Source organism: Streptomyces sp. NPDC096046, assembly GCF_040303285.1.
Lineage (GTDB): Bacteria > Actinomycetota > Actinomycetes > Streptomycetales > Streptomycetaceae > Streptomyces.
Genome location: NZ_JBEOSZ010000023.1, coordinates 1 through 25,637, shown reverse-complemented (window position 1 = coordinate 25,637; position 25,637 = coordinate 1). Strand labels below are relative to the sequence as shown.

At 73.1% G+C, this 25,637-nt stretch carries 21 protein-coding genes; 10 read left to right on the top strand and 11 right to left on the bottom strand.

The features are described from left to right. Positions 1 to 94 precede the first annotated feature (94 nt). Genes pabB through ABTX62_RS20815 form a run of 5 tightly spaced genes read left to right on the top strand, consistent with a single transcriptional unit; the run spans position 95 to position 6,790 of the window. Entirely contained in the window at positions 95 to 1,696 is a 1,602-nt protein-coding gene (gene pabB / locus ABTX62_RS20835; RefSeq protein ID WP_352117631.1) for an aminodeoxychorismate synthase component I, read from the top strand. After that, positions 1,693 to 3,216 carry an AMP-binding protein gene (locus ABTX62_RS20830; protein WP_352117550.1) on the top strand — a complete coding sequence of 508 codons (1,524 nt, stop codon included), beginning with the start codon at positions 1,693 to 1,695 and terminating at the stop codon, positions 3,214 to 3,216. Before pabB ends, ABTX62_RS20830 begins: the two co-directional genes overlap by 4 nt. Before the next feature lie 23 nt (positions 3,217 to 3,239). Then, a complete protein-coding gene (locus tag ABTX62_RS20825; RefSeq protein WP_352117549.1) occupies positions 3,240 to 4,799 on the top strand; it encodes a class I adenylate-forming enzyme family protein in 1,560 nt (519 codons plus the stop codon). Beyond that, complete coding sequence (locus ABTX62_RS20820; RefSeq protein ID WP_352117548.1) at positions 4,796 to 5,974, top strand: FAD-dependent monooxygenase; 1,179 nt, start codon at positions 4,796 to 4,798, stop codon at positions 5,972 to 5,974. Before ABTX62_RS20825 ends, ABTX62_RS20820 begins: the two co-directional genes overlap by 4 nt. A gap of 12 nt (positions 5,975 to 5,986) precedes the next feature. After that, complete coding sequence (locus tag ABTX62_RS20815) at positions 5,987 to 6,790, top strand: aminotransferase class IV (RefSeq protein ID WP_502997986.1); 804 nt, start codon at positions 5,987 to 5,989, stop codon at positions 6,788 to 6,790. A gap of 61 nt (positions 6,791 to 6,851) precedes the next feature. On the opposite strand, the gene ABTX62_RS20810 is transcribed toward ABTX62_RS20815, so the two are convergent. Together ABTX62_RS20810 and pdxR are read right to left on the bottom strand one after the other, a co-directional pair. Continuing rightward, on the bottom strand, positions 6,852 to 7,319 hold the full coding sequence (locus ABTX62_RS20810; protein ID WP_352117547.1) for a carboxymuconolactone decarboxylase family protein: 468 nt from the start codon (positions 7,317 to 7,319) through the stop codon (positions 6,852 to 6,854). A 48-nt stretch (positions 7,320 to 7,367) separates the two neighbouring features. Next, positions 7,368 to 8,756 carry a MocR-like pyridoxine biosynthesis transcription factor PdxR gene (gene pdxR / locus ABTX62_RS20805; RefSeq protein WP_352117546.1) on the bottom strand — a complete coding sequence of 463 codons (1,389 nt, stop codon included), beginning with the start codon at positions 8,754 to 8,756 and terminating at the stop codon, positions 7,368 to 7,370. Positions 8,757 to 8,803: 47 nt separating this feature from the next. On the opposite strand from pdxR, the gene ABTX62_RS20800 reads away from it, so the two are divergent. From ABTX62_RS20800 to ABTX62_RS20790, 3 genes are read left to right on the top strand one after another with little or no spacing between them, the layout of a single operon-like run. Then, positions 8,804 to 9,313, top strand: coding sequence for a carboxymuconolactone decarboxylase family protein (locus ABTX62_RS20800; protein ID WP_352117545.1), 510 nt, complete (start codon positions 8,804 to 8,806; stop codon positions 9,311 to 9,313). Continuing rightward, positions 9,310 to 9,753, top strand: coding sequence for a carboxymuconolactone decarboxylase family protein (locus ABTX62_RS20795; RefSeq protein ID WP_352117544.1), 444 nt, complete (start codon positions 9,310 to 9,312; stop codon positions 9,751 to 9,753). Before ABTX62_RS20800 ends, ABTX62_RS20795 begins: the two co-directional genes overlap by 4 nt. Next, on the top strand, positions 9,750 to 10,469 hold the full coding sequence (locus tag ABTX62_RS20790; RefSeq protein WP_352117543.1) for an isocitrate lyase/PEP mutase family protein: 720 nt from the start codon (positions 9,750 to 9,752) through the stop codon (positions 10,467 to 10,469). Before ABTX62_RS20795 ends, ABTX62_RS20790 begins: the two co-directional genes overlap by 4 nt. 3 nt (positions 10,470 to 10,472) lie before the next feature. Here the strand turns inward: ABTX62_RS20790 and ABTX62_RS20785 are convergent, their stop codons facing one another. The 9 genes from ABTX62_RS20785 to ABTX62_RS20745 form a co-directional block, all read right to left on the bottom strand. After that, positions 10,473 to 11,429 carry an ABC transporter substrate-binding protein gene (locus ABTX62_RS20785; RefSeq protein WP_352117542.1) on the bottom strand — a complete coding sequence of 319 codons (957 nt, stop codon included), beginning with the start codon at positions 11,427 to 11,429 and terminating at the stop codon, positions 10,473 to 10,475. A gap of 1 nt (position 11,430) precedes the next feature. Beyond that, complete coding sequence (locus ABTX62_RS20780) at positions 11,431 to 13,419, bottom strand: ABC transporter permease (RefSeq protein ID WP_352117541.1); 1,989 nt, start codon at positions 13,417 to 13,419, stop codon at positions 11,431 to 11,433. Further along, a complete protein-coding gene (locus ABTX62_RS20775; RefSeq protein WP_352117540.1) occupies positions 13,419 to 14,525 on the bottom strand; it encodes a quaternary amine ABC transporter ATP-binding protein in 1,107 nt (368 codons plus the stop codon). The genes ABTX62_RS20780 and ABTX62_RS20775 overlap by 1 nt, the downstream gene beginning before the upstream one ends. Further along, positions 14,522 to 16,054: a GMC family oxidoreductase gene (locus tag ABTX62_RS20770; protein ID WP_352117539.1), complete on the bottom strand. Its 1,533-nt coding sequence runs from the start codon at positions 16,052 to 16,054 to the stop codon at positions 14,522 to 14,524. Before ABTX62_RS20770 ends, ABTX62_RS20775 begins: the two co-directional genes overlap by 4 nt. A 112-nt stretch (positions 16,055 to 16,166) precedes the next feature. Further along, positions 16,167 to 17,687, bottom strand: a complete 1,521-nt coding sequence (locus tag ABTX62_RS20765) for an aldehyde dehydrogenase family protein (RefSeq protein WP_352117538.1) — start codon at positions 17,685 to 17,687, stop codon at positions 16,167 to 16,169. Positions 17,688 to 18,050: 363 nt separating this feature from the next. Further along, a complete protein-coding gene (locus ABTX62_RS20760) occupies positions 18,051 to 19,040 on the bottom strand; it encodes a malate dehydrogenase (RefSeq protein WP_283969288.1) in 990 nt (329 codons plus the stop codon). A 333-nt stretch (positions 19,041 to 19,373) separates the two neighbouring features. Further along, on the bottom strand, positions 19,374 to 20,663 hold the full coding sequence (locus tag ABTX62_RS20755) for a helix-turn-helix domain-containing protein (protein ID WP_352117537.1): 1,290 nt from the start codon (positions 20,661 to 20,663) through the stop codon (positions 19,374 to 19,376). A gap of 384 nt (positions 20,664 to 21,047) precedes the next feature. Then, positions 21,048 to 21,473, bottom strand: coding sequence for a DUF3017 domain-containing protein (locus tag ABTX62_RS20750; RefSeq protein WP_352117629.1), 426 nt, complete (start codon positions 21,471 to 21,473; stop codon positions 21,048 to 21,050). A 91-nt stretch (positions 21,474 to 21,564) separates the two neighbouring features. Next, entirely contained in the window at positions 21,565 to 22,419 is an 855-nt protein-coding gene (locus ABTX62_RS20745; protein WP_352117536.1) for a bifunctional methylenetetrahydrofolate dehydrogenase/methenyltetrahydrofolate cyclohydrolase, read from the bottom strand. A 272-nt stretch (positions 22,420 to 22,691) separates the two neighbouring features. Between ABTX62_RS20745 and ABTX62_RS20740 the strand changes: the two genes are divergently transcribed. Both ABTX62_RS20740 and ABTX62_RS20735 read left to right on the top strand, forming a co-directional pair. After that, positions 22,692 to 23,276 (top strand): hypothetical protein, encoded by a 585-nt coding sequence (locus tag ABTX62_RS20740; protein ID WP_352117535.1) that lies wholly within the window; start codon positions 22,692 to 22,694, stop codon positions 23,274 to 23,276. A gap of 498 nt (positions 23,277 to 23,774) precedes the next feature. Then, on the top strand, positions 23,775 to 25,547 hold the full coding sequence (locus tag ABTX62_RS20735; RefSeq protein WP_352117534.1) for a protein kinase domain-containing protein: 1,773 nt from the start codon (positions 23,775 to 23,777) through the stop codon (positions 25,545 to 25,547). Positions 25,548 to 25,637 lie beyond the last annotated feature (90 nt).

The following is a 25,637-nucleotide window of genomic DNA, read 5'->3' as shown; positions in this document are numbered from 1 at the left end:
TGGGCAGGAGACACCCACCGGCACAGCCCCGTCCCACCCGATTGCCCCGGCACCCGGCCGGGCCGCCCCGGCCGCCTCCGTCGCTGCCGGTTCCATGGCCACGGACGGGTCCGCCGCACCGGCCGCCCGGGGGCGGAAGACGCCCGCCGGGGCCGCACCGGACTCCGTTGCCATCCCCCAGCCCCGTCGGCCCGATCGGGTCGGGTACCGGCTGCACACCCGGAGGGTCAGCGGTGCCGTTGACGCCGAGGCGGTCTTCAGCCGGATGTTCGCGGGATCGCCGCGGAGCTTCTGGCTGGACAGTTCGCTGGTGGAGCCGGGGCGGTCACGGTTCTCGTTCCTCGGGGACGACCGGGGGCCGCTCGCCGAGTTCGTGCGGTACGACGTCGGCGCCGGGCGGTGTGAGATCGAGCGGGCGGGCCGGCCCCTGCGGCGGGTGAGCGCGAGTGTCTTCGACTACCTCAAGCGGAAGTTGGCCAACCGCCGGGTGGACGCGACCGGGCTGCCGTTCGACTTCACCGGCGGCTACGTCGGCTACTTCGGCTACGAGATGAAGGCCGACTGCGGGTCGGCCAACCGGCACCGCTCCCCCACCCCGGACGCCGCGTGGCTGTTCGCCGACCGGGTGATCGCGGTGGACCACGAGGAGGGCTTCACCTACGCCGTGTGCCTGGCGGAGGACACCCCGCAGGCCGCACGGGAGGCCGCCGACTGGCTGGAGGGCGTGCTGGCCGGCCTCTCCTGCGTGGCGACGGAACGCCCGCCGCTGCCCGGACCGCCGCAGCCGGCCGACCCCGACGCCGCCGAGCCCTGGCTGGTGCGCGACCGGGCGACGTACCTCGCGGACATCGAGGCGTGCCGGCGGGCGCTGCGGTCCGGCACCAGCTACGAGGTCTGCCTGACGAACGCCGCCCGGCTGCCCGCCCCGCCCGACCCGCTGGAGTTCTACCGGACGCTGCGCCGCGAGAACCCGGCCCCGTACGCGGCGTTCCTGAGGTTCGGGGAGCTGGGGGTGGCCGGTTCCTCGCCCGAGCGGTTCCTGCGGATCGACCGGGACGGCACCGCCGAGGCCCGGCCCATCAAGGGCACCGCGCCCCGGGGCGACGGGCCGCAGGAGGACGCCCGGCTGCGGGACGCGCTCGCCTCGGACGCCAAGACCCGGGCCGAGAACCTGATGATCGTGGACCTGCTCCGCAACGACCTGGGGCAGGTCTGCCGGACCGGGACCGTGCGGGTCTCCAAGCTGATGGCCACGGAGACCTATGCCACCGTGCACCAGTTGGTCTCCACCGTGCAGGGCAGGCTGCGGGAGGGCACGGACGCGGTGGACTGCGTGCGGGCCTGCTTCCCGGGCGGGTCGATGACCGGCGCGCCGAAGCTGCGCACCCTGGAGATCATCGACACGCTGGAGACCGAGGCCCGTGGCGTCTACTCCGGCGCCCTCGGCTACTTCGGCTGCGGTGGCGGCGCGGACCTGAGCATCGTGATCCGGACCGCCGTGTTCGCCGACGGCCTGATGCACCTGGGCGCGGGCGGCGCGATCGTGCTCGGCTCCGATCCGGACGCCGAGTACGAGGAGATGCTGCTGAAGACGGCGGCCCCGATGCGCGCCCTTCGGCAGCACACGGCCGGCCGGATGCGGCAGGAGGGTCCGCCGGGGCAGCGGGCCGGGGCGGTCGGGGAGGCCCGGCGATGACCAGTCCGCAGGTCATGCTGAGCCCGGCGGAGGCCGAGGCGCCCGGGAATCTCGCGGCCCACCTGGCGGAACTCGCCGAACGGCGCGGGTGGACCGGGCGGGCCGCCTTCCACCAGGGGCACCGGGCCTGGACCCACGGTGAGGTGCACGACCTCGCCGCCCGCGCGGCCACCGTGCTGGCCGGTCACGGGGTGCGCCCCGGCGACCGGGTGCTGCTCGCGCTGCCGGACTCCCCGGCCTGGGTGACGGCGTTCCTCGCCACCGCCCGCCTCGGTGCCGTGGCGGTGCCGGTCAACCCCGAACTCCCCGCGTCCGACCACGCGTTCCTGGCCGAGGACACCGGCGCCGTGCTGTGCGTGACCGGACCGGGCCTGGAGGACCGGTTCGCGGGCCGCACGGGGCTCGGCGCCGACCAGCTGATGGCCCTCGCCCCCACCGCCGGACCCGCTCCCGCCCACCAGGTCGACGCGCACACCCCGCTGTACGTGCAGTACACCTCCGGCACCACGGGCCGCCCCAAGGGCGTCGTGCACACGCACGGCGATCCACGGACGTACCACGACCTGATCGGGCGGCGGGTGCTGCGGATCACCGCGGAGGACGTCACCCTGTCGGTGTCGAAGCTGTTCTTCGCCTACGGGTTCGGCAACGCGTTCGTCTTCCCCCTGTTCTCCGGCTCGTCCGCGGTGCTCGTGGACCGGCGCCCGACGCCAGCCACCACCGACGAACTCGTCGCCCGGCACCGGGTGACGCTGCTGTACTCGGTGCCGTCCGCGTACGCCGCGCTGGTCGCCGAGCGGGGCCACGGGCACGAGGGCTGCTTCGCCTCGGTGCGGGCCGCGGTGTCGGCCGGCGAGGGGCTGCCGGAAGGGCTGGCCACGCAGGTGACCGCGCTGCTGGGCGCGCCGGTGCTGGAGCAGATCGGCTCCACCGAGGCCGGTCACGCGTTCTGCGCCAACGGGTTCGCCCACAACCACCCGGGTACCGTCGGCCCGCCCGTCCCCGGCTTCGAGGTGGAGTTGCGCGACCGCGACGGCCGCCCGGTGCCGGACGGCGACGAGGGCGAGATGTGGGTGCGCGGGCCGACGGTGACGCCCGGCTACCTCAACCGGCCCGAGGAGACCGCGCGGACCCTCGTCGACGGCTGGCTGGCCACGCGGGACCGGGCCCGCCGCGAACCGGACGGCACCTACCGGCACCTCGGCCGGACCGACGACATGGAGATGGTCGGCGGCATCACCGTCTCCCCGCTGGAGGTGGAGGCCGTGCTGCGTTCCCATCCGGCGGTGCGGGAGGTGGCGGTCGCCGCCGTTCCCGACGGACGCGGCGCGAGCCGGCTGCGGGCCTTCGTGGTTCCCGTCCCGCCCGTCCGGGACGGTCTGGCCGACGAGCTGACCGGCCTGGCGCGCGAGAGCCTCGCCGCGTTCAAGGTCCCGCGCAGCGTCAGCTTCGTCCCGTCGCTGCCGCGCACCCCGACCGGGAAGCTGCGCCGCCATCTGGTGCGCGAGGGCGCCTGGTGAACACCACGGAGAGGAACGACCCCATGCGACAGCCCCTGCTCGCGGACCGCGGCTTCTATCTGGGACCGCTCCTCCGGCGGGCGGCCGACCGGCACGGGTCGGTCTTCGTCACCCTCGACCGGCCGCTCGACGTCGCCCCCTCCCTCGGCACCGACCTGAGCTACACCGTGCTGGCCGAGGTGGTCGAGGAGTTGTCCGGCCGACTGTGGCAGGCCGGGGTGCGGCCCTCGGAGCAGGTCGCCGTGCACAAGGCGGACAACGTCGACATCATGCTGCTGACCTGTGCCGTCTCCCGTATCGGGGCCGTGCCCGTGCTGCTGTCGCCCGCGCTGGCCCCGGAGGTGGCCGGGCAGCTCCTCGGACGGCTGCGGCAGCCCTGGCTGATCACCGACGGCGCGACGCTGGACGGCCTGAAGGGCGTCGCCCTGTCCGGGCTCGTGCGGCGGACGCTGTCCGTGGACGACGCGCCCGGTGCCGAGCCCCTGGCGAAGTACACCGGCGCCGAACCGCCCCCGCCGGTCCGGCTCCACCCCCGTGAACCCGCCCTGATCACCCACAGCTCGGGCACCACCGGCGTCCCCAAACTGGCCGTGCACAGCGCGCGGACCATGTGGAACCGGCTGGTGCCGCAGCAGGTGATGGGCCGGCCCACCCGGGGCGAGACCGCCGCGCTGCACATGTCGTTCGTGCACTCGCGCTTCTACCACCTGCTCGGCGTGCTGCTGCACTACGGCAGCCCGCTCGTGCTGATCACCGACCCGGACCCGGCCTCGGTCGGCCCCCTGCTGGTCCGGCACCGGCCCGGCATCGTGGAGACGCATCCCAACACGTTCGTGCTGTGGGAGGAGTTGGCCGGTGCGCCCGGGGCGCCGCTGTCCCGGGTCCGGTCGTACGGCTCGACGTTCGACGCGATCCATCCGCGGACCGTGCGGCGGCTGCTGGACGCGTCGCGGCGCCGTACGCCCTGGCTGGTCCAGCTGTACGGGCAGAGCGAGACGGGCCCGGTGGCGTTCCAGGTGGTGACCCGGCGCAGTGCGGCCCGGGCGGACGGCCGCCGGGTCGGGTTCGGGATACCCGGCTTCACCCGGGTCCGGGTGACCGACGCCGAGGGCCGGCGGGTCGCGCCCGGCACCCCGGGCCGTATCGAGGCGCGTACCCGCGGCCGCATCCTCACCTACCTCGGCATGCCGGACCGCTACGACCGTCAGCTCACCGGCGGCTGGTGGGAGATGGGCGACCTGGGCTACCGCGACCGCCTCGGCGCGCTGTACCTGATCGACCGGGAGATCGACCGGATCGACGCCGTGCACAGCAACCTGGAGGTCGAGGACACGCTGATGTCCCGGCTGGAGGAGCTGCGCGAGGTCGTGATCGTGCCGGGGGCGGACCGTGAGCCGGTGCCGGTGGTGTGCGTGCGCGGGGAGCGGCCCCTGGACCCGGAGCGCTGGCGGCGGGCGACGGCCGGGCTGCCGTCGATGGCCGAGCCGCGGCAGTGGCGGTTCGAGGAGCTGCCGATGACGGCGACCTGGAAGGTGAAGCGGGTGGAGATCGCCCGGATGCTCGGCGAAGGCGTCAGGGCATGACCCCGGTCGTGGTCGTGGGGGCCGGCCCGGTGGGCCTGTCGGCGGCCCTCGCGCTGCGCGGCCACGGCCTGCCGGTCACCGTGCTGGAGGCCGACCCGGAGGACCGTGAACGGCCCGGCAGCCGGGCCCTGTTCGTGCACCGGGAGACCCTCGGACTGCTGGACGCGATGCTGCCCGGCCTCGCCGCCGAGATCACCGCGTACGGGCGGACCTGGCACACCAGGCGCACCCTCTACCGGGGGCGCGAGGTCTACGCCCGGACCTTCCCGCCCCCGTCCGGCCCGCCGCCCTTCACCAGCCTGCGCCAGACGGACACCGAACGCTTTCTGCGCGCGGCCTGTGGGCGGGCCGGGGTCGGCTTCGAGTGGGGCACCCGGGTGACGGGCGTGCGCAGCACGGGAAGCGGGGTCCGGCTGACGGGTGCGGACGGGCGGGAGTGGAGCGCCTCCCACGTCGTCGCCGCCGACGGGGCCCGCTCCGCGGTCCGGCGCGGGCTGGGCATCGAGCTGGAGGGCACCCGCGGCGAGGGCTTCCACGTCGTCGTGGACGTCGCCGACGTGCCGGGCGGCGAGCTGCCGTTGGAGCGGGTCTTCCACTACGAGCATCCCGGGGCGGGCGGGCGCAGTGTGATGCGGGTGCCGTTCACCGGGGGCTTCCAGATCGACCTCCAGTGCCGCGACGACGACCGGCCGGAGGAGTTCGGCACCGAGGAGGCCGTCCGCCGCTGGCTGCCGGCGATCGTCGGGGAGGGCTACGGCGACCGGATCCTGTGGGTGTCGACGTACCGCTTCCTGCGCAAGGTGGCCGCCTCGTTCACCGATCCGCACCGGCGGGTGCTGCTGGCCGGTGAGGCGGCGCATCTCTTCCCGCCGTTCGGGGCGCGCGGCATGAACAGCGGGATCGCGGACGCGGCGGCCGCCGCCGGGGCGATCGCCGCCGGGACCGCGGAGGCGGTCGCGGACTTCGCGGAGGTGCGGCGCGCGGCGGGCCTGTTCAACATGGCCGCCGCCGGCACGGCCCTGGACCATCTGCGGCCGCGCCGCCGGATCGTCCGGGTCAGGCAGCGGGCCGCGGCGGCCCTGGCGCCGGTGCTGCCGTGGTGCGGATCCTGGCTGGAGCACGCGCCGTACGGGCCCCGGCACGGGGCGCCCGCCGTCGCGGGCCGCAGGTACTGAGGAGAGGACCCCATGGTGACAAGACCGGCGGTGGTGGCGGGCCTGTGGGCCTGGACGCCCGGCCGTGGCCTGGTCCCGGCCCCGGAGCGGGCGGACGGGGGGCGGCTGCTCGTCGCGGACTCCTGGCTGCTGCGCGAGGGCCGGGTGCGGGCCTACGCCCGGCACCGGGAGCGGTTCTCGCGGTCCTGCGGTGACTGCGGCGGGCCGGAACCGCGCCGGCTCACCGCGTTCTGGCAGGACGTGACCGCCGCCCTGCCGAGAACCGGGGAGTGGTTCCCCCGGGTGGAACTCGCGGCGGGGTCCCTGGAGCTGCGGCTGCTGCTGCGGCCGGCTCCGCCGCTGGGTACGGGAGTGCGCCTGTGGGCGGCGGGCCAGTTCGATCCGCGGACGGTGCCTCGGCGCAAGGGCCCGGACCTCGACACCCTGGCCCGGGTGCGCCGCCGGGCCACGGGCGAGGGCGCGGAGGAGGCGGTGCTGATCGCCCGCCCGGGCACGGTCCTGGAGTCGGCCACGGCCAGTGTCCTGTGGTGGGAGGGCGACACCCTGTGCCTGCCCCCGCCGCGGCTGCCCGTCCTGCCGAGTGTGACGGCCGGGCTGGTGCAGGAGCGGGCGCTGCGCTCCGGGCTGCGGATCGCGCACCGCGAGCGGGCCGTGGCGGAGCTGGACGGCCGTGAGGTGTGGCTGGTGAACGCGCTGCACGGGATCCGGCCCGTGACGGACTGGGTCGGACGGCCGATGCGGCTGCCGCCGGCGGAACGGGCCGCGGAATGGCGAACCTGGCTGGACAGCCTTATGGAGCCGCTGCCGGCCGAATGAATTGCGGGCAGAGGGCGACGCCGGGTCGAATTCGACCCGGCGCCTTTTCCGCTGCCTTGTTTCAGCTTTTCGGGACCATGCGCGTCGCTATCGCGATCCGGTTGTAGGCGTTGATGACGGTGGCCGCCCAGATGAGGGCCGCGATCTGGTTCTCGTCGAAGACCCCGGCCGCCTCGGCGTAGACGGCGTCCGGGACGCGACCGTCGTGGACGAGCGTCACCGCCTCGGTCAACGCCAGGGCCGCACGCTCGCGTTCGGTGAAGAAGGGTGTCTCCCGCCAGGCGGCCAGGGTGTGGATGCGCTGCTCGGTCTCACCCCGTTCGCGGGCGTCCCTGGTATGCAGGTCGAGGCAGAAGGCGCAGCCGTTGATCTGCGAGGCGCGGATCCTGACCAGTTCCAGCAATTCTGGTTCGAGCTTGGCCTCCTGGGCGGCGGAAACGGCGGCTGCGTGTAGGGAGCCCATGGCCGCGGAGACGTCGGGGGTGATTTTCTTCAGGGCCACACGAGAGGGGGAAAGGCTTTCACTCATGGGGTGACCATATCCGCCGGACGGCATTTCGGAGGGTAATTCGAGCGATTACCCGGGCAGTACCGCGGACAGCGCGTCCAGCGCCCCCGACCAGGCGTGGTCCGGTGGCGTGCCGTAGCCGACGACCAGGGCGTCGACGGGCTCGGCCCGCGCGGCGGGGTGGGTGTAGCGGGCGAGTCCGTGGAGCGCGAGGTCCCGCCAGTTCGCCACCTGGACCACCGACTGCTCGGTGCCCGGGGGCAGGCGCAGCAGGACGTGCAGACCGGCCGCGATGCCGGTGACGCGGGCCTGGGGGGCCCGGGTCGTGACGGCGGCGATCAGGGCGTCCCGGCGGCGCCGGTAGCGCAGGCGGGTCGCGCGCACGTGCCGGTCGTAGGCGCCGGAGGTGAGGAACTCGGCCAGGGTCAGCTGGTCCAGCACCCCGCAGGTGTCGACGCCGCCCTTGGCCGCGGCGACCTCCTCGGCGAGGCCCGGCGGCAGCACCGTCCAGGCCAGCCGCAGCCCGGGCGCGAGGGACTTGCTCGCGGTGCCCAGGTAGACGACCCGGTCGGGGTCCAGGCCCTGGAGCGCACCGACGGGCTGCCGGTCGTAGCGGAACTCCCCGTCGTAGTCGTCCTCCAGCACAAGACCGCCGGTGCGCCGCGCCCAGTCCACGACGGCCGTACGGCGGTCTCGGTGCAGGGGCACGCCCATGGGGAACTGGTGGGCGGGGGTGAGCAGCAGCGCGTCGGCTCCGGACAGGGCGCCCGGGTCGGTGCCCAGCCGGTCGAAGGGCAGCGGGGCGGTGTCCAGGCCGGAGGCGGCCAGGATCCTCCGGTGCACGTCGAGACCGTACGACTCGACCGCGACCGTCCGTGCTCCGCGCGCCCGCAGGACCGTGCCGAGCAGCTTCAGGCCGTGCGCGAACCCGGCGCACACCACGATGCGTTCGGGGCCGGTGCGCACGCCCCGGGCCCGGGAGAGGTACGCGGCGAGCGCGGCCCGCAGTTCGGGGCGGCCGCGGGGGTCGCCGTAGTCGAGCGCGTGGTGCGGGGCGGCGGCGAGGGCGCGGCGGGCCGCCTTGAGCCAGGCCGTGCGCGGGAAGGAGGCGAGGTCGGGACTGCCGGGGCGCAGGTCGTAGGCCGGACGGACGGGTGCGCGGGGCCGGGGTGCGGTGCCGGACGGCGGGACGACCTCGCGCGCGGCGACCCGGGTGCCCGAGCCCTGCCGGGCGGTGAGCCAGCCCTCGGCGACCAGGTCGGCGTAGGCGTCGGCGACGGTGTTGCGGGCGATGCCCAGGTCGGCGGCGAGCGTGCGGGAGGAGGGCAGCCGGGTGCCCGGGGCCAGCCGGCCGGAGCGCACCGCCTCGCGCAGGGCGTCGGTCAGCCCCCGGCGCAGGCCCGGCCCGGTCGGCTCCACATGCAGGTCGATGCCCAGAATGGCCCAGGGTTCCGCCATGGAAATGGACCATACTCCTGGGTTGCTTCCCTCCTAGGGTCGAGGGCATGACGACGCACACCGACACCCCGGCGACCGTGGAGTACGCCCCCGAGCAGCCCGCCCGCCTGGAGTGGGCCAAGCACGCGCCCGAGGTCTACCAGGCGATGGTCCGGCTGGAGACCGCCGCCCGGAAGGGCCTCGACCACAAGCTGTACGAGCTGGTGAAGATCCGCGCCTCCCAGATCAACCACTGCGCGTTCTGCCTCGACATGCACACCAAGGACGCCCTGGCGGCGGGCGAGAGCGTCGAGCGGATCGTGCAGCTCAGCGCCTGGGACGAGTCGCGGCACTTCTACACCGCGAAGGAGGTCGCCGCGCTGGAGCTGACGGAGGCGGTGACGGTCCTGACGGAGGGTTTCGTGCCGGACGAGGTCTACGACAACGCCGCGAAGCACTTCGAGGAGGCCGAGCTGGCGCAGGTCATCGCCGCGATCACGGTGATCAACGCCTGGAACCGGTTCGGGGTGACCTGCCGGATGGCGCCGGGTCACTACCGGCCCGGCCAGTACAAGTGACCGCTCGGACCCGGCTGCTGGATCCGGCGGTCGGGCGGGCCCTGTCCGCCCTGAGCGCCACGGCGAAGAAGGGTCTCGGCGATCCGGCCCTGGCCGAACTCGTGGTGATCCGCGCCTCGCAGCTCAACCACTGCGCCTGCCTCGACATGCACCTCGCGATCGCCCGCGAGTACGGGGTGAGCGAGGAGCAGCTCGGTCTGCCGGCCGCGTGGGAGGAGGCCGATGAGGTCTTCGACGAGCGGGAGCGGGCCGCGCTGGCGCTGACGGAGGCGGTGACCGTGCTGACCGGGGGCTTCGTGCCCGACGAGGTGTACGAGCGGGCCGCCAAGCACTTCGACGAGACCCGGCTCGCCCATCTGATCGGGCTGGTCGTCGCCATCGACAACTGGAACCGGGTGATGGTCGCCCGCCGGATCCCGCCCGGGGGGTACACGCCGTGAGCAAGGCGGAGGCTTTCCGCGCCCTGCATCATCACCGGGCGCCCGGTGACCCGCTGGTCCTGCCCGGGCCGTGGGACGCGGCCAGTGCACGGGTGTTCGCCGACGCCGGGTTCCCCGCCCTCGCCACGCCCAGCGCCGGGGTCGCCGCCTCGCTCGGCCACGAGGACGGGCAGGTCCCGGCCGACGAGATGTTCGGGGCGGTCGCCCGGATCGCCCGGGCCGTCGAGGTGCCCGTGTCCGCGGACGTGGAGGGCGGCTACGGGCTCGCGCCGAGGGAGCTCGTGGAGCGGCTGCTGGAGGCGGGGGCGGTCGGCTGCAACCTGGAGGACTCCGAGGGCGGGGTGCTCAAGGAGCCGCGGGCGCACGCCGACTGGCTGGCGGCGGTGCGGGAGGCGGCCGGCGACCGGCTGTTCGTCAACGCCCGCATCGACACCTTCGCCCGCGGGGTCGACGATCCCGGCCCGGCCATCGAGCGGGCCGCGTTGTACGTCGCCGCCGGGGCCGACTGCGTGTACCCGATCGGGGCCCCGCCGGAGATCCTGCCGCTGCTGCGGGCCGGCATCCAGGGGCCGGTCAACGTGGGGGCCCCGGTCGACGGTGGCCCCTCACCCGCCGAACTCGGCGCGCGAGGGGCCACCCGGATCACCTTCGGGCCGGGACTCCAGCGACGGGCCGCCCGGGCCCTGCGGGAGATCGCCGACCGGTTGGTGCGGTGAACGTCAGGACAGCCACTTCTTCCATGTGGACTCGTGGCTGTCCACCCACTTCTTCGCCGCGTCCTCGGGCGTCATCTTCTGGTCGGCGATCATCAGGGAGACCTCGTTCTGGTCCTCGGTCGTCCACTCGAACTTCTTCAGGAAGGCCGCCGCCTTGCCGCCGTTCTCCGCGAAGTCCGCGTTGAGGTACTTCTGCAGCGGGGTGTGCGGGTAGGCGCAGGCGACCTTCTTCGGGTCGGCGTCGCAGCCCTCCTTGTACTCCGGCAGCTTCACCTCGGTCATCGGGACCTTCTCGAAGAGCCACTGCGGCGTGTACCAGTAGGTGAGGAAGGGCTTCTTCTCCTTGGCGAACTGCCGGATCTGCGTGATCTGCGCGGCCTCGGAGCCGGCGAACACCACCCGGTAGTCCAGCTTCAGGTTCTTCACCAGCGCCTTGTCGTTGGTGACGTAGGACGGCGAACCGTCCATCAGCTGGCCCTTGCTGCCGCTCTCCGGGGTGCGGAACTGATCGGCGTACTTGTTGAGGTTCTTCCAGTTCGTGACGTCCGGGTGCTGCTTGGCGAAGTACGTCGGGACGTACCAGCCGATGTGGCCGGTGACGCCGAGGTCGCCGCCGGGCGCGATCGTCTTCTTGTCCTTGACGTAGCGCTGCTCCTGCTCGGGGTGGCCCCAGTCCTCCAGGAGCGCGTCGACGCGGCCCTGGCTGAGGGCGTCCCAGGCGGGCACCTCGTCGACCTGGACGGTGTCGACGCGGTAGCCCAGCTCGTGCTCCAGGATGTACTGGGCGACGGCCACGTTCGACTGGGCGCCCACCCAGGACTGCACGGACAGGGTGACGGTCTTCGCGCCCTGCGCGTTGGCGAAGGGCGAGGCCTGCTCGGTCATGTCGGCGGCACCGCAGCCGGTGAGCAACGCCAGGGAGCTCACCGCGGCGAGCGCGGCAGTGGTACGGACGCGCATGTCAGGCTCCCTTCTTCGCGCGGCGTTCGGTGGGCTGGGTCACCCGGTCGAGCATCAGGCCGAGGCAGACGATCGCCACGCCGGCCACCAGACCGGTCGCCAGGTCGCCCTGGGCGAGGCCGAAGACGACGTCGTAGCCGAGGGCGCCACCGCCGACCAGGCCGCCGATGACGACGACGGCGAGGACCAGGACGAGGCCCTGGTTGACGGCGAGCAGCAGGGCCCGGCGGGCCAGCGGGAGCTGGACCTGCCTCAGCTGCTGCCAGCTGGTCGCGCCGAGCGAGCCGGACGCCTCCAGCGCGGCCGGGTCGACCTGGCGCAGGCCCTGGGTGGTGATGCGGACGACGGCCGGCAGCGCGTAGACGATCGCGGCCGCGACGGCCGGGGCGCGGCCGACGCCGAACAGGGCGACGACCGGGATCAGGTACACGAACTGCGGCATCGTCTGGAACACGTCGAGGACCGGGCGCAGGGCGCGCTCCAGACGGTCGCTGCGGGCCGCGGCGATACCGACGGCGAACCCGACGACGAGGGTGACGGCGACGGCCGCCAGGACCTGCGAGAGGGTGTCGAGGGACGGCTTCCAGACGCCGAGGACGCCGATCGCGGCCATGGCGAGGACGGCGGTGAGCGCGGTGCGCCAGGTGCCGATCACCCAGGCCAGGGCGGCGACGATCAGCAGGACCCCCCACCAGGGCAGCGCCTGCAGGCTGTCCCGCATCGGGTCGAGGACCCAGGTGGTGAAGTGGCCGGCCCAGTCGGCGGTGCCGCCGATGACGGGGACGCCCGAGTACAGGTGCGCGGTCATCCAGTCGACGGCGCGGTTGACGGGCTCGGCGATGCCGACGACCCAGGTGTCGGGCCAGTCGAGGCGGCCGGCGAGCCGCCCGGCGACCGCCACGGCGACGACGCCGGCGAGCGCGATGAGCCAGCCGCGGCCGCTGTGGGGCTCCGGTTCGGCGCCGAGCCTCCCCCAAGCTCTCGACTTCGCTCGAGCAGGGCGGGACCCCCCTCCCGCCGCGCCGGTGACGCGGTCGAGGACGACGGCGAGCAGCACGATCGGGATACCGGCGGCGAGCGCGGCACCGACGTCGACCGAGGCCAGGGCCTGGTAGACGCGGTCACCGAGACCGCCCGCGCCGATGACGGCCGCGATGACGGCCATGGACAGCGCCATCATGATCGTCTGGTTGAGGCCGAGGAGGAGTTCCTTGCGGGCCAGCGGGATGCGGGCCGTCAGCAGGCGCTGGCGTGCGGTGGAGCCGAGCGACTCGACGGCCTCCAGCACCTCCTTGTCGGCACCGCGCAGACCGAGCGAGGTCAGGCGGGCCATGGGGGGCGCGGCGTAGATGACGGTGGCCAGGACGGCCGCCGGGACGCCGATGCCGAAGATCAGCACGACGGGCAGCAGGTAGGCGAAGGCGGGCAGCACCTGCATGGTGTCCAGGACCGGCCGCAGCACGCGGTCCATCCGGTCGGACAGCCCGGCGGCGAGTCCGAGCAGCGCGCCGACGACGACCGACGCGAGGACCGCGACGACCATCAGGGCGAGCGTCTGCATGGTCGGCACCCACATGCCGAGCAGCCCGCAGGCGAGGAACGCGGCGGCCGTGCCGAGCGCCAGCCTCACACCTGCCACGCGCCAGGCGACCAGGGCGCCCAGGGCCGTGACGCCCGCCCAGCCGACGGCCAGGAGGGTGAGGTAGACGGCCCGTACGGCGATGACGACGACGTTGCTGACGTGGCCGAAGAAGTACAGGAACAGCGGATGGCTGTCGCGGTTGTCGATGATCCAGTCGCTGGTCCTGGCGAGCGGCTCGGAGAAGTCGACGGTCAGCGCGCCGGGCCAGGCGCCGCTCGCCCAGCGGGCGTTGGCCAGCGGCACGAGGATCGCGGCGGCGAGGCCGAGCAGCAGCAGCTTGCGGACGGCGTGGTGCTTGAGGAGGGCGGGCAGGCCGATGCGCGTCGGGGACGCGGTGATGGTCGCCATCACACCGCCTCCCTGGGCTGCCGCGTCCCGGGCGGAGCGGGCCGCTCCGTCCCGGCGACGACGCCGAGGAGCGTGTCGGAGTCGACCACGCCCACGCACCGGCCCTTGTCCACGACCCGGGCCGGAGCGCCGGCGCGGGCGACCGCCTCGATCGCCTCGGACACCGTCGCGTCGGGCCGCACGGCCGGTCCGCTGCCGTCCTGGTCCGCCGAGGGCCGGCGCATGGCCGTACGGACGGTGAGGACCTGTTCGCGCGGGACGTCCCGGACGAACTCGCGGACGTAGTCGTCGGCGGGCGCGCCCACGATCTCCTCGGGGGTGCCGAGCTGGACGATCCGGCCGTCGCGCATCAGGGCGATGCGGTCGCCCAGCTTGAGGGCCTCCTGGAGGTCGTGCGTGATGAAGACCATCGTGCGGCCCTCCTCGTGGTGCAGCCGGACGACCTCCTCCTGCATGTCGCGCCGGATCATCGGGTCGAGCGCGCTGAACGGCTCGTCGAAGAGCAGGACTTCGGGGTCGACGGCGAGTGCGCGGGCCAGACCGACACGCTGCTGCTGACCGCCGGAGAGCTGACTGGGGCGGCGCTGCTCCATGCCCTCCAGGCCGACCTTGGCGACGACCTCGGCGGCCCGCTCGCGTCGCTCGGCCTTGCCCACGCCCTGGATCTCCAGGCCGTAGGCGACGTTGTCGAGGACCGTGCGGTGCGGCAGCAGGCCGAAGTGCTGGAAGACCATCGCGGCGCGGTGGCGGCGCAGTTCGCGCAGCCGGGAGCGGTCCATGGCGCGGACGTCCTCGCCGTCGATGGCGATGGTGCCGGCCGTGGGCTCGATCAGCCGGGTCAGACAGCGCACCAGGGTGGACTTGCCGGAGCCGGACAGGCCCATGACGACGAAGACCTCACCCTTGCGCACGTCGAAGCCGACATCGCGGACGGCGGCCGTGCAGCCGGTGCGGGAGCGCAGCTCGGCGGGGTCGAGGGCGGTGAGCTCGGGGTCGGCGGGAACGCGCTCGGCCTTGGGGCCGAACACCTTCCACAGGCCCTCCACCGAGAAGACGGGGGTGGTGTCCATGGTCTGCTCCGTGGGGGGTTCGAGGGTCGCGGTCATCGGGAACCACCGCCGATCAGCTCGGCGGCCTTCTCCCCGACCATGAGCACACCGATCATCGGGTTGACGGTGGTCATGGTGGGGAACACGGAGGCGTCGGCGATGCGGATGCCCTCCAGGCCGCGGACGCGCAGCTCCGGGTCGACGACCGCGAGCCGGTCGTCGGCGTCGCCCATCTTGCAGGTGCCGGCGGGGTGGTAGACGGTGTGCGCGACCTTGCGGGCGTACTCGCCGAGCTCCTCGTCACCGGTGACGTCCGGGCCGGGGGCCACCTCGCGCTTGAGCCAGCCGGCCAGGGGCTCGGTCTTGGCTATCTCGCGGGCGATCCTGATGCCGTCGACGAGGGTCTTGCCGTCGTAGTCGTCCTCGTCGGTGAAGTAGCGGAAGTCCAGCGCGGGCTTGACCTCGGGGTCGGCGCTGGTCAGGTACAGCCGGCCGCGGCTCTTCGGCTTGGGGATGTTCGGGGTCATGGAGACGCCGAACTCCGGCCGGCGGTAGCCCAGTCGCTCCGGGTTGTCCGTGAAGGGGATCTGGTAGAAGTGGAACATCAGGTCGGGGTGCGCCAGTTCGGGGTCGCGGCGCACGAACAGGCCCGCGTCGGAGTCCATCGCGGAGTTCTCCGGGATGGGGCCGTTCGTCTCCCACACGATGACCGACTCGGGGTGGTCGAGCAGGTTCTCGCCGACACCGGGCAGGTCGTGCGTGACGGGGATGCCGAGCTTCTCCAGGTCGGCCTTGGGGCCGATGCCGGAGTGCATCAGCAGCCGGGGCGAGTCGACGGCGCCGGCGCACAGCAGGACCTCGCGCCGCGCCTTGACGAGGATCTCCTCGCCGTCCTTGGTCCGCACGTGCACGCCCTCGGCGCGGTCGCCGTCGAGCTGGAGCTTGTACGCCCAGGTCTCCAGCATGATCGTCAGGTTGGGCCGCTCGTCCATCACCGGGTGGAGGTACGCGACCGACGCCGAGGACCGCTTGTTGTTCTCGGGGTGGTAGGCGAGATCGAAGAAGCCGACGCCCTCGGTGAACGGCTTCTGGTTGAAGCCCTCGACGCGCGGCACGCCCAGCGCCTCCTGGGCGGCGTCGACGAAGTCGCGGGCGATGGCGTTCCGGTCCTGCTCGTCGACCGGCACGATGTTGTTGAGGAGCCGGGCGAAGTACGCCTCCATCTGCACCGCGCCCCAGCCCTTGGCGCCGGCGGCCTCCCACTCGTCCCAGTCGGCGGGCAGCGGCTTGAAGGCGATCAGGGTGTTGTGCGAGGAGCAGCCGCCCAGGACACGCGCCCGGCTGTGCCGGATATGCGAGTTTCCGCGTGGCTGTTCGGTGGTGGGGTAGTCGTAGTCGAGCTCGCCGCCGAGCAGACCCATCCAGCGGCGCAGGGTCAGTACGTCGTCACGGCCGACGTCACTGGGGCCGCCCTCGATGACGGCGACGGTGACGTCCGGGTTCTCGGTCAGGCGGGAGGCGATCACGGAACCTGCGGTTCCGCCGCCTATCACGACATAGTCGTACTCATGGCGGATGTGGGACATGGCGTGCTTGCTCCAGTGGGGGTGAAGTGAACGGGCTCGGGGACGGGGACGTCAGCCCGGGATGTGGGGGTGAACCCGGGATGGGGCGTCGGCGGCCCGGCGGGGGACGGGGTCAGCCCGCGAACCAGCGCACCGGCTGGGGAGCGAGGTTCTGGTAGACGTGCTTGGTCTCCCGGTATTCGGCGAGTCCGGCCGGGCCGAGTTCGCGGCCCACACCGCTCTTGCCGAAACCGCCCCACTCCGCCTGCGGCAGGTAGGGGTGGAAGTCGTTGATCCAGATCGTGCCGTGGCGCAGTCGCCCGGCCACGCGGCGGGCGCGGCCCGCGTCGGAGGTCCAGACGCCGCCCGCGAGTCCGTACTCGGTGTCGTTGGCGAGGGCGACGGCCTCGTCCTCGGTCCGGAAGGTCTCGACGGTGACGACCGGCCCGAAGACCTCCTCCCGCACGACGCGCATCTCGCGGTGGCAGTGGTCGAGGACGGTCGGCTCGTAGAAGTAGCCGTTCTCCGGACGCTGCGGGGACGGCTCGGGGCGCTTGCCGCCGGAGCGCAGCACCGCGCCCTCCTTGAGGGCGGACTCGACGTACATCTCGACCTTGGCGCGCTGCTGCTCCGAGACGAGCGGGCCGCACTCGACACCGTCCTCGGTGCCGCGGCCGAGGCGGATCTTCTCGGCGCGCCGGGCGAGTTCGGTGACGAAGCGGTCCCGGACGGACTCCTCGACGATGAGGCGGGCACCGGCCGAGCAGACCTGGCCGCTGTGGATGAAGGCGGCGTTGAGGGCCTGGTCGACGGCGGTGTCGAAGCCCTCCTCGGTGGCGCAGGCGTCGGCGAAAACGACGTTGGGGTTCTTGCCGCCGAGTTCGAGGGCGACCTTCTTGACGGTCGGGGCGGCGGCCTCGGCGACCTTGGTGCCGCTGACCAGGCCTCCGGTGAAGGAGACCAGGTCGACGTCGGGGTGCTCGGACAGGCGCGCCCCGACGGAGTGCCCCGGGCCGGTGACGATGTTGGCGACGCCCTCGGGGAGCCCGGCCTCGACGAGCAGCTCGATGAGCGCGATCGTCGTCATCGGGGTGATCTCGCTCGGCTTGACGACGAAGGTGTTGCCGGCGGCGAGGGCGGGGGCGATCTTCCAGCTGGCCTGGAGCAGCGGGTAGTTCCAGGGCGTGATCATCGCGCAGACGCCGACGGGCTCGTGCACGACGACGCTGTGGATGGCGGTCGAGCCCGCGTCCACGACCCGGCCGGGGGCCTCGCCGGCGACCAGGTCGGCGAAGTAGCGGAAGGCGTCGGCGACACAGTCGATGTCGACGCGCCCCTCCTCGACGGTCTTGCCCGCGTCGCGGGCCTCCAGCCGGCCCAGCTCCTCGCGGTCCCGCACGAGGAGGTCGGCGACGCGCCTGAGCAGCGCGGCCCGCTCGGCGGCCGGCGTGTGCGGCCAGGGCCCCTCGTCGAAGGCACGTCGGGCGGCCGCGATCGCCAGGTCGGTGTCCTTCTCGTCACCCTCCGCGACCACGGCGAAGGGCAGGGCGTCCGCAGGGTCGAGGATCTCGCGCGTGGCGCCGGAGACGGCCGCGCGCCACTTTCCTCCCGCGTGGATGGTTTGACGTGCCTGAAGTTCGGTACTTTCCGCCATGATCGCTGTTCGCCTTCCGTTCCTGATCAGCGCCCTTGTGTCACATCCGTGTCACTAAGAGACCGGGATCGCCTGCCCGACTCCCCTGGATGCATGCGCGCCGATGGCCGAAAGTGCGCTGTGTCACGGGAGATGCGGACAAATCCCCCCAAACCATGCAAGTACCGAGTGTGATAGGCGACCGCCCCCCCGGCGACGTGCACAGGGTGTGGGTCACCGCGCACCGTCCGCCTGGTGGTCCTGGCCGCCACGGCGGCGGTTCTCGCCGGACACGGCGGGTCCCGGCAGGGCTCGGGAAAGCCCGCAGGCCCCGCACCGGAACCACCGGTGCGGGGCCTGCGCGCGAACGCGGAGAGACTCCGGTCAGATGAGGCCGAGGCCGCGGACCGCCTCGCGCTCCTCCTCGAGCTCCTTGACGGAGGCGTCGATCCGGGCGCGGGAGAACTCGTTGATCTCCAGGCCCTGGACGATCTCGTACGCGCCGTCCTTGGTGGTGACCGGGAAGGAGGAGATCAGGCCCTCCGGGACGCCGTAGGAGCCGTCCGACGGGATGCCCATGGAGACCCAGTCGCCGTCGGCGGTGCCGTTGACCCAGCTGTGGACGTGGTCGATCGCGGCGTTGGCGGCGGACGCGGCCGACGAGGCGCCACGGGCCTCGATGATGGCGGCGCCGCGCTTGGCGACGGTCGGGATGAAGTCCTCGGCCAGCCACTTCTCGTCGTTGACGACCTCGGCGGCGTTCTTGCCGGCGACCGTGGCGTGGAAGATGTCGGGGTACTGGGTGGCGGAGTGGTTGCCCCAGATGGTCAGGCGCTTGATGTCGGCGACCGTCGAACCCGTCTTCTTCGCGAGCTGGGTCAGCGCGCGGTTGTGGTCCAGGCGGGTCATGGCCGTGAACCGCTCGGCGGGGACGTCCGGCGCCGCGGCCTGGGCGATCAGGGCGTTGGTGTTCGCCGGGTTGCCGACGACCAGGACCTTGATGTCGTCCGCGGCGTGGTCGTTGATGGCTTTGCCCTGCGGCTTGAAGATGCCGCCGTTGGCCTCCAGCAGGTCGCCGCGCTCCATGCCCTTGGTGCGGGGGCGGGCGCCGACGAGCAGGCCTACGTTGGCGCCGTCGAAGGCGACGTTCGGGTCATCGGTGATCTCGATGCCCTGGAGGAGCGGGAACGCGCAGTCGTCCAGCTCCATGGCCGTGCCCTCGGCCGCCTTCAGGGCGGGCGTGATCTCCAGCAGGCGCAGCTTCACCGGCACGTCCGCGCCGAGCAGCTGACCGGAGGCGATGCGGAAGAGCAGGGCGTAACCGATCTGGCCGGCCGCGCCGGTGACGGTGACGTTCACGGGAGTGCGGGTCATGGCGTTCTCCGTATGACAGCTGGCGGTGGGGCGGGCTCCCTGCCCCGGACGTTTGATCGATCTCTTGGCGTCAAGAGATCCATCCAGCGGTCAGGCTATCGCGCATCGGGGATCCCGGACGTCCGGGTCGGTGTGGCCCGGCCCACAACCCCTCCCCGTGTCATGCGAGAGGCGGCCGCCCGTCCGGGAGAGGAGGACGAAGGCGGCCGCCTGGGGGATACCCGACCAGGCCGGACTCCCGTGGGGGTACGGTCCGCGTGCCCCCGATTCCGGTAAGCATTCCACCCCGACGGAGATTCCTCGCCGGGCCGGGGCGGGCCACGCTCCACGCGCCTACTCGGTGCAGCCCTTCTGCCCGGCCGCCAGCGTCGCGCAGGCCTTGGCGTCGGCGGCGCTCTTCACCGCCACCATCGGGGTGTACGCGATGGTGTCCCCGGCCGCGGTGATGCCGCCGGACTGCTTCGCCTTGCCCGCGCTGATCTGCACCTCGTCGCCCTGTGCCCCCTGGATGATGCGCCCCCAGGCCGTCTTGCAGGTCTCGCTGTAGCGGACCTCGACCGTGGCCGCGCCGACGGTCGCCGTCTGCGCGGTGGTCACCAGATCACCGCTGCATCCCATGGCCTCCGCGTCCTTGCCGGTGCAGCCGTCGCCGCTGCACTTCACGCCGGGCGGCAGCTTCGGGTCGGCGCTCACGGTCGGCGAGGGCGACGTGCCACCGCCCTGGTTCTCGCCTTCGCCACCGCCGCCGACGAGGTAGAACGCACCGGCGATCACCACCAGCACGCCCGCGACACCGGCGAGGAAAGTCGCGGTCCGCTTCTTGCCCGCGGAGGCGGAGGCGGCGCGACGCGTCCCGCCGGAACCACCGGAGGCTCCACCGGCCCGGGCCGGGACGGCGTCCTGCGGTTCGCCGTACGAGCCCGCTCCGGCGCCCGTGGTCCGGCCCGGGCCGCCGGACGACCCGCCGGGGGCAACGGGCCCCGAGCCCGTGCCGGTGCCGGGACCGGCGGAGCGCCCGCCCATCGGCGACGGGCCCTGGTACCCGGCCATGCCCCACGAGTTGACCTCGGGCTCGGCGCTCCGGCTCTCCTCCCGCACACCCGAGCCGGTGGAGTCCTGGACCTCGGGGGCCGTCGGCTGCGGCGGCACGGACGGCGCCACACCGGCCGGTCCCGCGATGCCCGGCGTGACGGTGGTGCCACCGCGGCGGACGGGCTTGGAGCTGCCCGCGGCGGCCGCTCCGCCCTTGCCCGAGGAGGACGTCGTGCCACCGGCCGAGGGGTCGGTGAAGTCCTGCCCGCCGAACTCGCCGAGCGCGGCGCGCGCCTGGGAGATCCGTATGGCCTCCATCGTCATGTCGTGCCGCATCTCCGAGCGGCTCCAGGCACGCTCGGCGAGCTCCCACATGGTGCTCAGGTGCACCGGATTGGTGCCGGTGACCTCGGCCAGGGCCACGATGGCGCCCTTCGGCGCGAGCAGCCGGCCGTTCAGGTAACGCTCCCAGGACGTCTTGCTGTAACCCGTGCGGTCCGCCACCGACGCGATGCTCAGACCGCTGCGGTCCACGAGCCTGCGCAGCTGGCTGGTGAACTCCCTGATCTGTGGATCGAGCTCATCCGGCAAGGCCTTCCAACGAGGCATTGCTCCCCCTCTTCCCCCCGAAACGTGCTGATATTTCTCGCGCTGTTCGCCCCGCGCGTGGCGGCCTGGGCCGAGTCCCCGTTCTGGATACCCACAGGGATGCGCCCCGTCAGGATCTCAGTTCCCTGACAGGGGGCGCACAGAAGCGTGGTGACCGCGCGCGATACACCCTGGACCGTCCCGATTGTCCACGCCCACCCCGCGCTTGCACCACTTCATGCCGAATCGGATGCGGGACGTAGCGGAACCGTCACTTCCGTGCCACAGCGCACTGACAGCCGTTGAACAGGCCGTTCGCCGTGCTGGAGGGTGGGGCGTGACGGCGGGCCCGTCCCTCCTCGGGGGAGGGGACGGGCCACCGTCTCGTCACTCGTTGGTGACCGTGAAGTGCAGGGTGTCCTTCAGGAACGGGATCTGCAGCAGCGGCTTCGGCTGCGCCATCAGCGCCAGCAGGACGATCACGGTGCCCAGCAGGGAATAGGTGACGATGTCCGTGAAGCGGGAGCGGACGGCGAGCATGCCGACGTCCGGTAGCAGCCAGCGCATCGCGCCGCCGGCCAGCAGGGCGACGCCGATCAGCAGCGTCCCGAACCGGAACTGGCCGAACGCCGTCACCAGCAACCCGAGCCCGGCCAGCCCCAGCACGGCGAGCACGGGCCACTGCCGCGCCGGCGCGGGCGCGTCCCCGGACGCGGCCCGGCCGCCGCCCTCGGGCCGCGCGGTGTCCTTGGTGAACAGCGGAAAGCGCCGGGTGACCCGCCGCGGCCGTCCCTGGGCGTCGGGCGCGCTGATGGGGTCACGGACGGTGAGGTCCTCCGTCGGCTCCTCGCCGCCCGGGGCGTCCTGTCCGCCCGGCGTCTCGCGCTCGCTCGGGGCGCGGTGCTCAGCCGACACTGCGCTCCGCCGCCTCGACCACGTTCACGAGCAGCTGGGCGCGGGTCATCGGGCCGACTCCGCCGGGGTTCGGGGAGATCCAGCCGGCGACCTCGGCGACGTCGGGGTGGACGTCGCCCACGATCCGCCCCTCGGCGCTGCGGGAGACGCCGACGTCGAGGACGGCCGCACCGGGCTTCACGTCCTCGGCGCGGATCAGATGGGCGGAACCGGCGGCGGCCACGATGATGTCGGCGCGCTTGAGATGCGCCGACAGATCACGCGTGCCGGTGTGGCACTGGGTCACCGTCGCGTTCTCGCTGCGGCGGGTGAGCAGCAGCGGCATCGGCCGGCCGATGGTCACACCGCGTCCGACGACCACGACCTCGGCGCCCTTGATCTCCACGCCGTAGCGGCGCAGCAGCGTCAGCACGCCGTTCGGGGTGCAGGGCAGCGGGGCGGGCTCGTTGAGGACGAGGCGCCCGAGGTTCATCGGGTGCAGGCCGTCCGCGTCCTTGTCCGGGTCCATCAGTTCGAGGATGCGGTTCTCGTCGATGCCTCTGGGCAGCGGCAGTTGCACGATGTACCCGGTGCAGGCCGGATCCTCGTTCAGCTCGCGGACGACCGCCTCGATCTCCTCCTGGGTCGCCGTGGCGGGCAGTTCGCGCTGGATGGAGGCGATGCCCACCTGCGCGCAGTCGCGGTGCTTGCCGGCGACGTACTTCTGGCTGCCGGGGTCCTCCCCGACCAGGATCGTGCCGAGGCCGGGCGTGACGCCCTTCTCCTTCAGCGCCGCCACGCGGGCGGTCAGGTCGGACTTGATCGCGGCTGCGGTGGCCTTGCCATCGAGAATCTGGGCGGTCATGACCCCATCCTCGCGGATGACCCCGCCGCGGTTCCAATCCGACCGCGATCCGGGCACCGCGGGGCCCGTGCTCCCGTATCCGCCCAAGATCAGCGATGTTGCACTTGCACAACACATCGGGAATGCGGCTGGACAAGCCGGTCAATGGTGAAGAACGATGACGTGACAAGTGCCGCGGGCAGCTCAACGGGGGGACGGCCGCAATACTGAAGATTTCCTCCGTGCGGATGTCACGCGTCGTCCCCGCACTCGGACAACGGAGGAAAGCCCCCATGAGCTACGGCGACCCCAACAACCCCTACGGCGCTCCCCAGGGGCAGCAGCCGCAGCAGCAGCCGGGCTACGGCTACCCGCAGGACCAGGGGCAGCAGGCTCCCGGTTACGGCTACCCGCAGGCGCCTCCGGTCTCCCCCTACGGCGGCCCCGCCGCGCCGACCACGATGCCCGGCTCGGTGAGCGCGGCCCGCGTGATGATGTGGGTCATCGTCGGTCTGCAGGTCCTCGGCGTGGCCATCTTCGCCTTCTCCGCCATCGCGCTCAACGCCGCGAAGGACGACGAGTCCCTCAAGGACAACACCGCCTTCCAGGACCTGGTCGGCGACTCGACCGGCTTGATCTGGGGCTACGTCGTGTTCGGCCTGGCCTGGCTGGTGTTCGCGGCCGTCCTGGCGACGAAGTTCAAGAACGGCGGCAACGGCGCCCGGGTCACCATCCTGGTCTTCGCCATCATCACGGCGGTCCTCGGCATCTACCCGTTCGTCATCGTGGGCCTGGTGCACACGATCCTCGCCATCCTGGTGGCCGTCTTCGTCGGCAACGCGGCCGGCAAGGCCTGGTTCAACCGCCCCCGCTACTGAACGGGCCCGGCCGACTGGACCGGTTCACGCCATTGACACCCAAGGGCCGTGTCCCACCCGTACGAGGGGGGCACGGCCCTGGTGCGTCGCCCTGGTCTGACGGTCGTGGCCGGTCAGGCACGGGGAGAGCACCTTGTACAGCACCCACCGGGTTTCCGGTGGGACCGTAGGCCGGCTGCGGTGGCGGGCCGGTGCGCCGGGGTTTCCGGTCGGGCCACCGGTTCGGCGACGGCGGCGGGCCGGTGCGCCAGGGTTTCCGGTCGGGCCACCGGTTCGGCGACGGCGGCGGGCCGGTGCGCCGGAACTTCCGGTGGGACCGTAGGCCGGCTGCGGCGGCGGGCCGGTGCGCCGGAATTTCCGGTCGGGCCACACGTTCGGCGACGGCGGCGGGCCCGTGCGCCGGGGTTCTCGCCGCCCCCACCCCGGGGGCGGTAGCCTTTCCGCCCAACTGGCGTGACACAAGCGTTCGTTGTGAGACCGCAGCTCATCGGGGGGCCCATGTCAGACCGACGGCCGATGCCGCCGTACTCGCCGGCGCCCGGAAACACGGCGCTGGAACAGGCGGGCGCGAGTCCGTTACGGGCCAGGGACCCGGGACAGATCGGCCCCTACACGCCCCTCGGGTTACTCGGCTGCGGCGGCATGGGCCGCGTCTACCTCGCCCGAGCCGCCGCCGACGCCCCTGGTCTCGCCGCCGTCAAGGTGATCCGCCCCGAGTACGCCGAGGACCCCCGGTTCCGGCGGCGTTTCGAGCGGGAGGCCTCCGTGCACGCCCGGCTGCGTACACCGCACGCGCCTCCCCTGCTCGGCAGCGGGTTCGAGGACGAGTTGCTGTGGATGGCGACCCGGTACCTGCCCGGCCTCAACCTCGCCGATGCCGTCCGCGAGTGCGGTGCGCTCGAACCGGCCGGGGTGTGGCGGCTGGTGGCGGAGCTGGGTCGGGCGCTGTCGGCACTGGACGCCGCCGGGGTCGTGCACCGGGATCTCAAGCCCTCCAACGTGATCCTTACACCGCAGGGCGCGCACGTCATCGACTTCGGCATCGCACAGGCCGTCGACAGCAGTGCGATCACCGCCACGGGCAACCGGGTCGGCACGCCCGCCTTCATGGCGCCCGAGTATCTGCGCGAGGGGCTGTGCGACAGCGCCTCCGACGTCTTCTCGCTCGCCGGAAGCCTGATCTACGCCGCAACCGGGAACGCCCCCTTCGGGGACGGGACGGGCGTCGACGTGATGCACCGGGTCGCGTTCGAGGAGCCACGGCCCGGCATCATGGCCAGACTCGCGGCCCGGGACGCTGAACTGGCCGCGCTGCTGTCCGCCTGCCTCTCCAAGGACCCCGCCGGCCGCCCCACCCCCGAGCGGCTGACCGAGGTCGCCGAGGGCCGCCGAGCCGCCGCCTGGCCCGAGCCGCTGGGCGGCCGGTTACTCGCCCGGCGGCAGGCCTGCGACGCACTGGAACGTCGCACCGGGCAGAAGGCCGCTCCCGCCGCCGTCCCGTCGCGTACGCCGGCGCCGGACCCGCAGGCCCCTGCCCCGAGCACCGCACGCAGTCCCGCACGCGGTCCCGTCGGCGAGAGCGGGGCCGGGCGCCGGAAGCGGAAGGTGTACCTCGCCGTCACCGCCGGTCTGGCCGTGGGCGCCGTCGTTGCAGGAACCTTCTTCCTCAGCCGTCCGTTCCTCGGCGGCACCGCCTCGGCCGCGCCGACGGCGGTCGCCACCGGCCGCGGCGACGACGCTCGGATCTCCCCCGTCCCCGGCTCCTCCGCCGTCCCCGGCTCCTCCGCGTCGTCTTCCAGCGCCGAGGAGGAAGAGAAAGAGGCAGGCGGGGAGGAGAAGGAAGCCGCATCGGGGAAGCGGGCGGACGATGTGCCGCCCGGCGAGGGGGCAGCGTCAGGCGCGGCCGGATCCCCTTCCACCGCCGAAACCTCCGGCGCCTCGGCCGGGGGCACAGGCGGCAGCAGTGACGGAGGGACCCCGACCACCGCGCCCAGCAGGACGGCGACCGGGCCCGCCACCCCTCCCTGGATCTCCCGGTGCACGCACTACTCCGGCACCGAGCTCACCGTGCGCGGCGACCGCGGTGAGCGCGTGCTCCAGGTGCAGTGCATGCTCACCCAGCGCGGCTTCAAGGTCGGTGACGCGGGCGTGGACGGACAGTTCGGCGGCTCCACGCTGGCCGCGGTGAAGAAGTTCCAGAAGGCGAAGGGCCTCGCTGCCGACGGCCGGGTGGGACCCGGCACCTGGACGGCGCTGCGCGGTTCGACCTAGGGGGCTTCTGATGGATCTACGTGGAAGAAGGAGCGGCGTTCGGTGCGTGCGATCGGCGTGCGCCGTGAACGGTCATGTGGCGGAGCCACC